We start from the raw sequence: 12,566 nt of genomic DNA on the forward strand, positions 1-12,566 counted from the left end.
CAGGTCGCAAACGGGGTCTTACAGACTCAGGAAACCGTCATACAGCCCATAGGCCGCGATGGCGGCGCCTATCAACACGGCCGCGAAAATCAGTTTTTCGATGCCGGTGAAAATGGCTTGCCCCAGTTCGTGCTTGGCCTTGGCGAAGAGGATCGCGCCGGGGGCATAGAGCAGCGCGGAGAGCAGCAGGTACTGGATGCCGGCGGCATACACCAGCCAGACCGCGTAGAGGGTTGAAACCAGCGCGATCAGCAGATCCTTGTTGCGCTCGCCCGCCGCGTTTTCGTAGGTTTCGCCGCGCACCGCCAGCAGCACCGCATAGGCGCTGGACCAGAAGTACGGCACCAGGATCATCGAGGTGGCCAGGTACAGCAGGCTGAGGTAGGTGGAGGCGCTGAACAGGGTGATGATCAGGAACAGCTGGATCAGCCCGTTGGACAGCCACAGCGCATTGGCCGGGACGTGGTTGGCGTTCTCCTTGCGCAGGAACTCCGGCATGGTGTGGTCGCGCGCGCTGGCGAAAAGAATCTCCGCGCACAGCAGCGTCCAGGACAGCAGTGCACCGGCCAGCGAGACGATCAGGCCGATGGAGATCAGTTGCGCGCCCCAGGGGCCAGCCACCTGCTCCAGCACGCTGGCCATGGACGGGTTCTTCAGCCCGGCCAGTTGCGCCTGGGCGAGAATGCCCTGGCTGAGCACGTTGACCAGCACCAGCAGCAGAAGCACGCCGACGAAACCGATCACCGTGGCCTTGCCCACATCGCTGCGTTTTTCGGCACGGGCGGAGAAGATGCTCGCGCCTTCGATACCGATGAACACCCAGACGGTGACCAGCATCATGTTGCGCACCTGATCCATCACGCTGCCCAGTTCGGGATTGCCAGCGCCCCAGAAGTCCGTAGTGAACACGTCCAGCTTGAAGGCGATGGCGGCGATGACGATGAACAGCGCCAGCGGCAGCATCTTGGCGATGGTGGTCACGGTGTTGATGAAGGCCGCTTCCTTGATCCCGCGCAGCACCAGAAAGTGCAGCAGCCAGAGCAGCACCGAGGCGCCGAGCACTGCCGGCAGGGTGTTGCCTTCACCGAATACCGGGAAGAAGTAACCCAGGGTGGAGAACAGCAGCACCATGTAGCTGACGTTGCCGATCCAGGCGCTGATCCAGTAGCCCCAGGCCGAGGAGAAGCCCATGTAGTCGCCGAAACCTGCCTTGGCGTAGGCGTATACGCCGCCGTCGAGTTCGGGTTTGCGGTTGGCCAGGGTCTGGAAGACGAAGGCCAGGGTCAGCATACCGACCCCGGTGATCAGCCAGCCGATCAGGGTGGCGCCAGCACTGGCGCTGGCGGCGATGTTTTGCGGTAGCGAGAAGATACCGCCGCCGACCATGGAGCCGACGACCAGCGCGATCAGCGCGCCGAGGCGGAGTTTTTGCGTCGAGTCAGACATCTCAATTACCTCCGTGTCACGAGGGGACATAGGCATTGAGCGCGTTTGGCGAGCACTGCATCCTGACATGAGTCAACAGTCGGGATTCGTCAACGCACATCCGTGTAGTAAGCGTTGTCGAGTACCTGACGAATATCAGGACTGCAGCTCTGGCTGGCGTAGTGGTACGTCAGTACGGACACCATAGTCCTGATTTTTCGGGATGCAATGGTGGCTTTTTGCGATAGGAAGGGAGCGGGCGGGGCGGTTGGCCCCGCTCGACGCGCCGGCCGGATAGGCTGGCGCAGACCCGAAGGTCGGAAGGAAAGAACATGACACTGGGCGGGTAGCCCCTGCAGGCAGTTGCGTCATGTGGGTACAGCATGGCGTGGGAAGCTTTCAGCAAGCTTTCCACGCCATGACTTATTGAAGACCCTGGCGTTTAACCAATGGTCATCAGACTGGCGTTACCACCAGCGGCTGCGGTGTTGACGCTCAGCGCGTGCTCGATCAGCAGGCGTTCCAGCGGGATGTCGGTCTCGCCCTTGTTCAGGCCGTGCACACCCACGATGGCGCCCTTGCGCTGCGCTGCCTGCTCGCTGACTGCGCGCAACTGGTCGGAGTCGCCGTGGTGCAGGATGGCGTCCAGCTCCACGTCGACGCTGTTCCAGTCGGCCACCAGCTGGATGTGCTTCTGCACCTCCTTCGGCAGCTCGCTGTACAGCGCGCGCTGGCTTTCCAGCCAGATCGCCCGACTGCCGACGGCCAGTGTGGCCGCCAGTTGCGCCAGCAGATCACCGCGCTCGTCGGCCAGGTTCAGCACGTGCTCGCGCGGCAGCAGGGTGTAGCTGTTGCGCTCGCCGGTCGGGCCGGTCAGCGTGTGGCTGCTGTAGCTCTGCGACAGGCCGCGGTACTGCTCGAACAGCGCGGCGATGGCCGGCTCCTGCTTGCCCGCCCATTCGGCGAAGGCAGCGCGCACCTTGTCCAGCTCGGTCGGAGTCGGCAGGGTCTGCACCTCGGCCTGCTGCAGATACTGGGCGACCGCTTCCTGTGGGCGAGTCGACAGCAGGCGGAACAGGTACAGCGGGCCACCGGCTTTCGGGCCGGTGCCGGACAGGCCTTCGCCGCCGAACGGCTGCACGCCGACCACGGCACCGACCATGTTGCGGTTCACATACAGGTTGCCGACCTTGGCGGTGCCGACCACCTGGGCGATGGTCTCGTCGATGCGCGTGTGCACGCCGAGGGTCAGGCCGTAGCCGCTGTCGTTGATCTGCTGCAGCAGCTTGCCCAGATCCGCGCGCTGGTAGCGCACCACGTGCAGCACCGGGCCGAAGATCTCGCGCTTCATCTCATCGAAGCTGTCCAGCTCGATCAGGGTCGGCACGACGAAGGTGCCGCGCTTGATCTCCTCACCGTTGACCCTTGCCAGCTGGGTGACCTTGCGGCCTTTCTCGCGCAGCTTGGCGATGTGGGTGTCGATACCTGCCTTGGCTTCGGCGTCGATCACCGGGCCGATGTCAGTGTTCAGGCGCTCCGGGTTGCCCAGGCTGTATTCGGCCATGGCGCCCTTGAGCATGGTCAGCACGCGGTCGGCCACGTCGTCCTGCACGCACAGCACGCGCAGAGCCGAGCAGCGCTGGCCGGCGCTGTCGAAGGCAGAGGCGACCACGTCCATCACCACCTGCTCGGTCAGTGCCGAGGAGTCGACGATCATGGCGTTGAGGCCGCCGGTTTCGGCGATCAGCGGAATGGTGCGGCCCTGGGCATCCAGGCGACCGGCGATGTTGCGCTGGAGGATGCCAGCCACTTCGGTGGAGCCGGTGAACATCACGCCACGCACGCGCTCGTCACCCACCAGGCGCGCACCGACGGTTTCGCCACGGCCCGGCAGCAACTGCACGGCGCCAGCCGGCACGCCGGCCTCGCGCAGGATACGCACGGCTTGGGCGGCGATCAGCGGGGTCTGCTCGGCCGGTTTGGCCAGCACGGTGTTGCCGGCGGCCAGCGCAGCGGCCACCTGGCCACTGAAGATCGCCAGCGGGAAGTTCCACGGGCTGATGCACACCACCGGGCCCAGTGGGCGGTGGCTGTCGTTGCCGAAGCTGCGTGCCTGGATCGCGTAGTAACGCAGGAAGTCCACCGCCTCGCGCACTTCGGCGATGGCGTTGGCGAAGGTCTTGCCGGACTCGCGCACCAGCAGGCCCATCAGTTGCTGCAGCTCGGCTTCCATCAGGTCGGCGGCGCGCTCCAGCACGGCGGCGCGCTCGGCGGGACGGGTGGACTGCCAGATCTGCCCGCTGGCCAGGGCGCAGAGGATGGCGCTGTCGACGTCCTTGACGCTGGCTTCGCGCACATGGCCGACCAGGTCGCGGTGATCGGCCGGGTTGCGCACTGGCTCCGGCTCGCCCTGATTGGCGCCATCGCAACCGAGCATCGGCTCGGCCAGATAGCTGTGGTTGGCGGTCGACAGCAGCGCCGAGGACAGCGAGCCGAGGCGGTGTTCGTTGGCCAGATCCAGGCCCGACGAGTTGACCCGCTCCTTGCCATACAGATCACGCGGCAGGGCGATGCGCGGATGCGGCAGGCCGATGGTGCCTTCCTGCGCGGCCATCTGCTCGACCTGCAGCACCGGGTCGAGCACCAGGTCTTTCAGCGAGATGCTGTGGTCGGCGATGCGGTTGACGAAGCTGGTGTTGGCGCCGTTTTCCAGCAGGCGGCGTACCAGATAGGCCAGCAGGGTTTCGTGGCTGCCCACCGGTGCGTAGATGCGGCACGGACGGTTCAGCTTGCCATCGGCAATCTTGCCCACCACCTGCTCGTACAGCGGTTCACCCATGCCGTGCAGGCACTGGAACTCGTACTGGCCCGGGTAGTAGTTCTGTCCGGCCAGGTGGTAGATGGCCGACAGCGAGTGGGCGTTGTGGGTGGCGAACTGCGGGTAGATGGCTTCCGGCGCGGCCAGCAGCTTGCGTGCGCAGGCGATGTAGGAAACGTCGGTATACGGCTTGCGGGTGTACACCGGGTAGCCTTCCAGGCCATTGACCTGGGCCAGCTTGATCTCGCTGTCCCAGTAGGCGCCTTTCACCAGGCGGATCATCAGGCGGTGGCGGCTGCGCTTGGCCAGGTCGATGACGTAGTCGATCACGTACGGGCAGCGCTTCTGGTAGGCCTGGATGACGAAACCGATGCCGTTCCAGCCAGCGAGGCTCGGCTCGAAGCACAAGCGCTCGAGCAGATCCAGCGACAGCTCCAGGCGGTCGGCTTCCTCGGCGTCGATGTTGAGGCCGATGTCGTACTGCTTGGCCAGCTGGGTCAGGCCCAGCAGCGTCGGGTACAGCTCGTCCATCACGCGCTCGTACTGCGCGCGGCTGTAGCGCGGGTGCAGGGCGGAGAGCTTGATCGAGATGCCGGGGCCTTCGTAGATGCCGCGACCATGAGAAGCCTTGCCGATGGCGTGGATGGCCTGCTCGTAGGAGGCCAGGTAGCGCTTGGCGTCTTCCTCGGTCAGCGCGGCTTCACCGAGCATGTCGTAGGAGTAGCGGAAGCCTTTGGCTTCCAGGGTGGAGGCGTTGGCCAGGGCTTCGGCGATGGTTTCGCCGGTGACGAACTGCTCGCCCATCAGGCGCATGGCCATGTCCACGCCCTTACGGATGACCGGCTCGCCGCTCTTGCCGATGATGCGGTTGAGTGCCGAGGTCATGCCGGCTTCGGTGTGGGTCGACACCAGCTTGCCGGTGATCAGCAGGCCCCAGCTCGCCGCGTTGACGAACATCGACGGGCTCTGGCCGAGGTGCTGGCTCCAGTTGCCGTTGGCGATCTTGTCGCGGATCAGCGCGTCGCGGGTGGCCTTGTCGGGGATGCGCAGCAGGGCTTCGGCCAGGCACATCAGCGCCACGCCTTCCTGCGACGACAGCGAGAACTCCTGCAGCAGGCCCTGCACCAGGCCCTGACGGCCGCTGGCGTTCTTCTGGTTGCGCAGCTTCTCGGCGATGCCCAGGGCCAGCTTCTGCGAAGCCTCGGCCTGCTGAGGGTTCAGGCGCGCCTGCTCCAGCAGCATAGGCACCACTTCGGTTTCCGGACGGCGGTAGGCGCTGGTGATGGCGGCGCGCAGGACGGATTGCGGGAGGATGCTTTCGGCGAAATCGAGGAACACCTGCAGACCTTGCTCGGTCAGCGACTCCAGCGCCTCTTCACCGGCGGCAGCGGCCAGGCCGGCATGCTCGGCGGGCGTCAGGCCACTCTCGACTTGCTCCAGATAATTGAAGATCGCCTGCTTGATCATCCAGTGCGGCGTACGGTCGATTTGCGCGGCAGCCTGTTTCAGGCGTTCGCGGGTGGCATCGTCGAGTTTTACGCCAAGAGTGGTAGTAGCCATGGTGAGTCCTACTTGTCAGTTATGCACGGTACAAAACTGCCGGAGCAATTTTTGACGTCGCTTGCGACGGCCCGAATCAGCGGCCAGCAAAAAAGCTGCGGGAGAGTAAACCCGAGAATACGCAAGGTGCAACTAGGTGCAACCTATAAAGGATGCCGGGCGACGAACGACAGGGTGCGGGCCAAGCCTGCAGACCGCGCTGCGTAGGGCGTTTGCATGCGCTAGGCAGCGCTGGAGCGGTGTCGATTCGGGCTTGGGTGCAACCAGGGTTGTACCGGTGCGAGGGTGCTGGCCCTTGATTCAGGGTAGACCGCCATGGCGAGGCGGAGGGGCGGGGGTGACGGACTGCAGGTGTGTGGGTCAGGCTCAGCCGCGGCAGTCATCACCGAGGCGTTGATAGATGAGGGTGTGCTGTTCGCCCTTGGAGTCCAGGTAGACCATACGAGCCTCTCCCACGTCGCAGCCCTGAGGCAGGCTCTGACTGATGACCTGGGCGATATCCAGTTGCATGCCGTAGTGATAGTGCTCGGGTGTTTCGGCATGAGCCAGGGTGGCGGCGCAGCCGAGGGCGAGCAGGCAGGCGATACGTTGCATGATGACCTCCGATGTGAGTAAAGAGGGCCGGCATGCCGGCCCGAAGGGCGTTGGCCAGGAGCGGGGGGAGGCCAGCGCCAGGTGAGGGTTTCAGCCGCGCTGGTCGGTGGTGTCCGAATGCGTCGATTGCGCCTGCTGTTCGGCGTCGGCGCTCTGCTGCAGGTGCTGATGAGCCTGCGATTGCGCGACGAAGGCGGCAGATTCTTCGGCAAAACAGGCCTGGGCGCCGAGCAGGGTGGCGAGGGAAAGGGCAGTGGCAGTGAACAGGTTTTTCATGATGCGATCCTCTGGCGGATTCTTCGTGGGGTCGAAGTCATCCTAGAGAGGCGCACCCTGCCGAAAAAGCGCGTTCCGGGTGAATCACCGTTACCTTTGGCGCAACAATGCTTGCGGTGTCGCCCAGCATTGAGGGTTTTCCAGCACGGTTTCGTCGCTGTGCAGCAGGGGCGGCAGTTCCTCCTTGAGGAAGTCCACCCAGGTGCGCGTCTTGGCATCGAGAAAGCGCCGTGACGGGTACATGGCGTAGATATTCAGGGCGCGCAGGCGCCGCTGCGGCAGAAGGCGCAGCAGGCGTCCTTCGCGTAGAGGCTGGCTGGCGACGAACGACGGCAGCAGGCAGAAACCCATGCCCGCCTGCGCCGCCTTGACCAGTGCTTCAGCTACGTTGACCTGAAAGCACTCGGCCGGCAGGGCTTCCAGTTGCTCGTCGCCGAAATCCCATTGGCCGCGATACAGCGGGTCGGTGAGGCGCAGATGGCGATGCTTTTGCAGATCCTGCGGGTGCTCGGGTATACCGTACTCGGCGAGGTAGCTGGGGGCTGCGCAGATCACGCTGTGGATCGCGCCCAGGCGCTGGGCGACCAGCTGTGAGTCCGGCAGATCCTGCGCGAAGGCGATGGTCACGTCGTGGCCATCCTCGAGCAGATCCGGCGTGCGTTGCGCCAGGGTCAGTTCGATCACCACCTGCGGGTAGCGCTCGGCATAACGAGCGATCAACGGGGTGATGTGTTGTAGGCCGAGGCCGGTCATGGTGTGCACGCGCAGGCGTCCGCTGGGCGTTTGATGGGCGCCACGTGCTTCGGCGTCGGCTTCGTCGATCTGGCCGAGAATCTGTCTGCAGCGCTCCAGGTAGCGCTCGCCGGTTTCGGTCAGTGCCAGACGCCGTGTGGTGCGCTGCAACAGGCGCGCTTGCAGGTGTTGCTCAAGATCGGTGATCAGCCGTGACACCTGGGCGGTGGAGAGATCGAGCGCCTGCGCAGCCGCGGTGAAGCTGCCGCGTTCGACCACCTGAACGAACACGCGCATCGCATGCAGAGCGTCCATTGTTGCTCCTGACGTAATGAGTCAGGCGCATTATGCGCGATTACAGCGAGCCCAGAACAAGTTGCGCCGCCACGCTGAACATCATCACCGCCACGCCCAGATCGATCAGCCGCCAGGTCAGTGGTCGGGCCAGCCAGGGCGCCAGCCACGCCGCACCGAGCGCCAGGGTACTGAACCAGAGGAAAGACGCGCTGGCGGCACCTGCGGCATAGGCGCCAGGCTCGACTTGCTGAGCGCCGAGCGAGCCGATCAGCAGCACGGTATCCAGATAAACGTGTGGGTTGAGCAGGGTGACCGCCAGCGCCGTCAGCAGCACGGCGCGTAATGATCGCGGTTCACTGCCGGCTGCCTGTAACGATTGCGGGCGTGCGGCACGCAGCAGTGCCTGGCTGCCGTACCAGAGCAGAAACGCCGCGCCGCCCCAGCGAGCGATGGCCAGCAGCGTCGCGCTTTGCGCCAGCAGGCTGGCCAGGCCGAACACGCCAGCCGCCACCAGGATGGCATCGCAAAGGATGCACAGCGCCGCCACCGGCAGGTGATGTTCGCGGCGCAGGCTCTGCGCCAGGACGAAGGCATTCTGCGCGCCGATGGCCATGATCAGGCCGATGGCGACCAGCAGGCCGTTGCTGTAGCTCTGCCACATTACGCAGGCTCCGGCATGGATGCCGCTGACAGGGCGCGCAGGGTGGACAGCGCCCGTTCGGCGCGCTCGATAGGGACGAAAATATGGTCGTGGTGGAAACCGGCGACCACGTTGCAACTGATGCCAGCCTGCGCCAGGGCGGCGGAGAAGGCGGCGGTCAAACCCACGGCAGCCAGCGACGAATGCACCTGCAGGGTGATCCAGGCGGCGACGTAGTCGTAACTCAGGCCGTGTGCATCGGCGGTGTCGCGCGCCAGGATCAGGCTCAGGCCTTCGCCCTCGCGCAGGCTGGCGATGGGCTGCAGGGCGTTGCAGTCCTGCTCGGCCGGCAAGCAGCAGAACACGTACTGACCGGGGTTGAGTTGCGGCGTCATGCTTTGCAGCAGGCGTGCGAGATGGGTTTCGCCGGGCATGGCGGGCTCCTGATGAGGCTGAATGCTGGCGAGTCTGCTGCGTGCGGATGTATAAGAGAAACCAATATTGCTGATTGCTCATTAGGAAAATCGATTGTTCGACTACAAACTTCTGGCCGCGCTGGCGGCGGTGGTGGAGCAGGCCGGTTTCGAGCGGGCGGCGCAGGTGCTGGGCTTGTCGCAGTCAGCGGTGTCGCAGCGCATCAAGCTGCTCGAGGCGCGGGTCGGCCAGCCGGTGCTGGTGCGTGCCACGCCGCCAGCACCCACCGAGATCGGTCGGCGCCTGCTCAACCATGTGCAGCAGGTGCGCCTGCTCGAGCGCGATCTGCAGGGCCAGGTGCCGGGGCTGGACGAACAGGCCTTGCCCGAGCGCCTGCGTATCGCCATCAACGCCGACAGCCTGGCCACCTGGTGGGCGGCTGCGGTCGCCGAATTCTGTGCCGAGCAGCGTCTGCTGATGGATCTGGTGGTGGAGGATCAGGAGGTCGGCCTCAAGCGCATGCGTGCTGGCGAAGTGGCCGGTTGCATCTGCGCGGCCGAGCGTCCGGTTGCGGGTGCGCGCAGCCTGGCGCTGGGTTCGATGCGCTATCTGGCGGTAGCCAGCCCGGATTTCATCGCCCGGCATTTCGGCGCTACGCGGCAAGCATCCGACCTGGCGCGTCTACCGGCCATCGTCTTTGGCCCGGACGATCAATTGCAGCACCGTTACCTGGTGGGTTTGGGCATTACCGGCAGCTTTGCCTACCACCTGTGCCCCTCCTCGGAAGGCTTCGTGCGTCTGGCCGAAAGCGGCCTGGGCTGGGGGCTGGTGCCGGAGTTGCAGGTGCGCGGCGAACTGGCCAGCGGCGCCTTGGTCGAGTTGCTGCCGGGGCACGCCATTGATGTGCCCCTGTACTGGCATCACTGGCGTAACGGCGGTGAACTGTTGGCCGGCCTGACCGAGCACCTGCGCCGCGCCGCAGCGGGGGCGCTGGTGCAGGCGGGATGAGCGTGCCGGCTTCAGCAGCCGGCGTTCTGGCTCGCGCTGCCAGGGCGCAGCGGCGTCCACGCTGCTACATTTCGCCGACACGATGCAGGGTATGGAGGGAGCAATGAAAATCCTGGTCACCGGAGCAAGCGGCTTCATCGGCGGGCGCTTCGCCCGTTTCGCCCTGGAGCAGGGGCTGGACGTGCGCGTCAACGGGCGCCGCGCCGAGGGCGTGCAGCACCTGATCAGCCGTGGCGCCGAGTTCATCCAGGGCGACCTGACCGATGCCGAACTGGTGCAGCAGCTGTGCGAGGGTGTCGAGGCCGTGGTGCACTGCGCCGGCGCGGTCGGGGTGTGGGGCGACTATGCGCATTTTCACCGAGGCAACGTCACCCTCACCGAACATGTCGTCGACGCCTGCCTGCGGCAGAAGGTGCGACGCCTGGTGCACCTGTCGTCGCCGTCGATCTATTTCGACGGGCGCGCCCATGTCGGTGTGCGTGAAGACCAGTTGCCCCGGCGCTTCTCCGATCACTACGGGCGCACCAAATTCCTTGCCGAGCAGCGGGTGTTCGCCGCCCAGCGCGAAGGCCTGGAGGTGCTGGCGCTGCGCCCGCGTTTCGTCACCGGGGCGGGCGATACCAGCATCTTTCCCCGGCTGATCGCCATGCAGCGCAAGGGGCGCCTGTCGATCATCGGCAATGGCCTGAACAAGGTCGATTTCACCAGCGTGCACAATCTCAATGCTGCGCTGCTGTGCGCGCTAAGGGCCGAGGGTGCCGCGCTGGGCAAGCCCTACAACATCAGCAATGGCGAGCCGGTGCCGCTGTGGGACGTGGTCAACTACGTGCTGCGCCGCCTCGACCTGCCACCGGTTACCCGCCACCTGCCATTCGGCCTGGCCTATGGCGTGGCGGCGCTGAACGAGGGTATCTGCCGCGTGCTGCCCGGTAGGCCTGAGCCCAGTCTGTTTCGCCTGGGCGTGGCGGTGATGGCGCGCGACTTCTCCCTGGATATCGGCCGTGCCCGCGAGTACCTGGGCTATCAACCGCAGGCGAGCCTATGGGATGCGCTGGATGAGTTCTGCGCCTGGTGGCAGGCGCAGACGGGCGATCAGGCGTAGATGCGCTGGCCGCGATAGATCCGTACCGAGCCGGCTGGTTCGGCCGTCGCTCGCTCGACGCTGGGCTGCGGCCTGGACGGGGTGGTGGGTTGGGGCTGTTCCGAGAGCTCGGCCAGGCGCAGGCCAAGATGGCGGGTTTGCTCGTCGCTGGAGCGCAGGCTGCCGGCGAGCATCGCGGTGATCGCGTCAGGCTGGCTCAGGCGAATGTCGACGGCCTGTTCTTCGCGCAGGCGGCGACGCAATGCCTTCATGCAGTCCAGTACCTCTTTGTTCAGTTCCATTGCCAACTACCCCCGTGTATTCGAAAGGTCACGGCAGTGAGCGTCCGTCGCCCTCCGTAACCGAACCAGCCTGCTATCCAGCGGCTGGAGACGCATCTTCGTGCGGTGCAGAACAGTTAGCCGCCTGCTGGCTCATGAGCGACATCTACGTGGCGCCTCACGACAACGGAGAAGCAAAGTGCGTACCAGTTCAAACTTTGCGGAACTGCTGGGCTGTCGGCGGGTCGATGGCCCTGTCGCGCCCTTCGTCGGTGCGCCGCGCACCGGCTTGGCGCGACGCTGAAGCGATGATGGCGAATCGGTATACTGCGCGGCATTTCCGCTTACCCAGCTCCAACCATAGGTTCGATCATGCGCAACGACGCCAACGATGAGTTCGACAATCTGCCCAGCCTGACCCCTGAGCGCCGTGAGGAATTCGCCGAACCCATGGATGAACCCGCGCCGCGCTCCATGCGCGCCGCCAGCGCCAAGGTGCCCGTCGCCAAGGGCGGCAGCACCGGCCCGCTATGGGCGCTGGTCGGGGCGCTGAGTTTCGCCCTGGCCGGCCTCGGCTGGTGGAGCCTGCAGCAGATCGGCCTGATGGAGCAGCGCCTGGTGGCGACCCAAGAGAGCTTCGCGCGCATCAGCGAGGAAGCTGCCGGGCGCATTCAGGACATCTCCGGCAAGGTGGTGGCCACCGAGTCGAACGTCACCACCGGCAGCGAGGCACTCAAGTTGCAGGTCAAGCAACTGGAGAACCGTGTGGCCGAGCTGACCAAGCAGCAGCAACAGAGCGCCACTGCCCAGGCCGCGCTGGACAAGCGCGTCGAGCAATTGGGCGCGGATCTCAAGAGCGGCATCGGTGCCAGTACCGACTTCGACAAGCGCCTGCAGGCGCTGAGCAGCGAGCAGAGCACCCTGAAAACCGCCCAGGCCGATACCAAGGCGGCGCAGGCCGAAGTAGGCAAACTCGATGCACGGATCAAGAGCTTGAGCAGCGATATCGAGGCGCTGAAGAAGCAGGGCAACCCGAGCCAAGCGATCCAGAGCCTGGAGCAGGATCTGGTGGTGCTGCGCAGCGAGATGGAGAATCGCCCGGCTGCCAGTGCTGGCCCGAACACCGCCGAGTTCGATGCCTTCCGTGCGCAGGTCACGCGTAATATCAGTACCCTGCAGAGTCAGGTGGTGAATCTGCAGCAGCAGATTGATGCACGCTGAGCCATACGCCGGATAAACGAACGCCCCGCATTGCGGGGCGTTTTTTATGGAGTATCGAATTTTTGGGTTGAGACTGGACTGGCAAGTTTGTGTTGGCTTGCTGGTTGTTCGGGTGTTTGTTCTGGATTGCCGCGTTTCTGCTGATGTTTTTGGTTTCGCCTTCTCAGGCGAGCAACCGTGTCCAGCGTCAAGTCACTTGAGGCCTGAAATGAGCCTGAT

General features: G+C 65.1%; 11 protein-coding genes. 3 read left to right on the forward strand and 8 right to left on the reverse strand.

Features of this window, described 5'->3' with window-relative positions:
• Positions 1 to 18: 18 nt before the first annotated feature.
• The 7 genes from arcD to ACODS1_RS21365 form a co-directional block, all read right to left on the reverse strand.
• Entirely contained in the window at positions 19 to 1,446 is a 1,428-nt protein-coding gene (gene arcD / locus ACODS1_RS21335; protein WP_489087229.1) for an arginine-ornithine antiporter, read from the reverse strand.
• A gap of 421 nt (positions 1,447 to 1,867) precedes the next feature.
• Positions 1,868 to 5,803, reverse strand: coding sequence for a trifunctional transcriptional regulator/proline dehydrogenase/L-glutamate gamma-semialdehyde dehydrogenase (gene putA / locus ACODS1_RS21340; RefSeq protein ID WP_489087230.1), 3,936 nt, complete (start codon positions 5,801 to 5,803; stop codon positions 1,868 to 1,870).
• A 366-nt stretch (positions 5,804 to 6,169) separates the two neighbouring features.
• Complete coding sequence (locus tag ACODS1_RS21345) at positions 6,170 to 6,397, reverse strand: DUF2790 domain-containing protein (protein ID WP_489087231.1); 228 nt, start codon at positions 6,395 to 6,397, stop codon at positions 6,170 to 6,172.
• A gap of 90 nt (positions 6,398 to 6,487) precedes the next feature.
• Positions 6,488 to 6,673, reverse strand: a complete 186-nt coding sequence (locus ACODS1_RS21350) for a hypothetical protein (protein ID WP_489087232.1) — start codon at positions 6,671 to 6,673, stop codon at positions 6,488 to 6,490.
• 90 nt (positions 6,674 to 6,763) lie between these two features.
• Positions 6,764 to 7,720 (reverse strand): LysR family transcriptional regulator, encoded by a 957-nt coding sequence (locus ACODS1_RS21355; protein WP_489087233.1) that lies wholly within the window; start codon positions 7,718 to 7,720, stop codon positions 6,764 to 6,766.
• A gap of 40 nt (positions 7,721 to 7,760) precedes the next feature.
• The gene (locus tag ACODS1_RS21360) at positions 7,761 to 8,363 is read right to left on the reverse strand and encodes a LysE/ArgO family amino acid transporter (RefSeq protein ID WP_489087234.1); all 603 of its coding nucleotides are present in this window, start codon (positions 8,361 to 8,363) and stop codon (positions 7,761 to 7,763) included.
• Positions 8,363 to 8,776, reverse strand: a complete 414-nt coding sequence (locus ACODS1_RS21365; protein ID WP_489087235.1) for an ACT domain-containing protein — start codon at positions 8,774 to 8,776, stop codon at positions 8,363 to 8,365. Before ACODS1_RS21365 ends, ACODS1_RS21360 begins: the two co-directional genes overlap by 1 nt.
• A gap of 94 nt (positions 8,777 to 8,870) precedes the next feature.
• Between ACODS1_RS21365 and ACODS1_RS21370 the strand changes: the two genes are divergently transcribed.
• Positions 8,871 to 9,764, forward strand: a complete 894-nt coding sequence (locus ACODS1_RS21370) for a LysR family transcriptional regulator ArgP (protein WP_489087236.1) — start codon at positions 8,871 to 8,873, stop codon at positions 9,762 to 9,764.
• A gap of 103 nt (positions 9,765 to 9,867) precedes the next feature.
• Positions 9,868 to 10,866 carry an NAD-dependent epimerase/dehydratase family protein gene (locus ACODS1_RS21375; protein WP_489087237.1) on the forward strand — a complete coding sequence of 333 codons (999 nt, stop codon included), beginning with the start codon at positions 9,868 to 9,870 and terminating at the stop codon, positions 10,864 to 10,866.
• Here ACODS1_RS21375 and ACODS1_RS21380 read toward each other — a convergent pair.
• Positions 10,857 to 11,147 (reverse strand): hypothetical protein, encoded by a 291-nt coding sequence (locus ACODS1_RS21380; protein WP_322980848.1) that lies wholly within the window; start codon positions 11,145 to 11,147, stop codon positions 10,857 to 10,859. The genes ACODS1_RS21375 and ACODS1_RS21380 overlap by 10 nt on opposite strands.
• A 351-nt stretch (positions 11,148 to 11,498) precedes the next feature.
• On the opposite strand from ACODS1_RS21380, the gene ACODS1_RS21385 reads away from it, so the two are divergent.
• Entirely contained in the window at positions 11,499 to 12,347 is an 849-nt protein-coding gene (locus ACODS1_RS21385; RefSeq protein ID WP_489087238.1) for an ATPase, read from the forward strand.
• Positions 12,348 to 12,566 lie beyond the last annotated feature (219 nt).

Source organism: Pseudomonas sp. FG29, from assembly GCF_057809355.1.

Bases quoted from the DNA above. Each gene is read 5' to 3' on its own strand.
- arcD (WP_489087229.1), bottom strand. From the start codon at position 1,446: ATGTCTGACTCGACGCAAAAACTCCGCCTCGGCGCGCTGATCGCGCTG.
- putA (WP_489087230.1), bottom strand. From the start codon at position 5,803: ATGGCTACTACCACTCTTGGCGTAAAACTCGACGATGCCACCCGCGAA.
- ACODS1_RS21345 (WP_489087231.1), bottom strand. From the start codon at position 6,397: ATGCAACGTATCGCCTGCCTGCTCGCCCTCGGCTGCGCCGCCACCCTG.
- ACODS1_RS21350 (WP_489087232.1), bottom strand. From the start codon at position 6,673: ATGAAAAACCTGTTCACTGCCACTGCCCTTTCCCTCGCCACCCTGCTC.
- ACODS1_RS21355 (WP_489087233.1), bottom strand. From the start codon at position 7,720: ATGGACGCTCTGCATGCGATGCGCGTGTTCGTTCAGGTGGTCGAACGC.
- ACODS1_RS21360 (WP_489087234.1), bottom strand. From the start codon at position 8,363: ATGTGGCAGAGCTACAGCAACGGCCTGCTGGTCGCCATCGGCCTGATC.
- ACODS1_RS21365 (WP_489087235.1), bottom strand. From the start codon at position 8,776: ATGCCCGGCGAAACCCATCTCGCACGCCTGCTGCAAAGCATGACGCCG.
- ACODS1_RS21375 (WP_489087237.1), top strand. From the start codon at position 9,868: ATGAAAATCCTGGTCACCGGAGCAAGCGGCTTCATCGGCGGGCGCTTC.
- ACODS1_RS21380 (WP_322980848.1), bottom strand. From the start codon at position 11,147: ATGGAACTGAACAAAGAGGTACTGGACTGCATGAAGGCATTGCGTCGC.
- ACODS1_RS21385 (WP_489087238.1), top strand. From the start codon at position 11,499: ATGCGCAACGACGCCAACGATGAGTTCGACAATCTGCCCAGCCTGACC.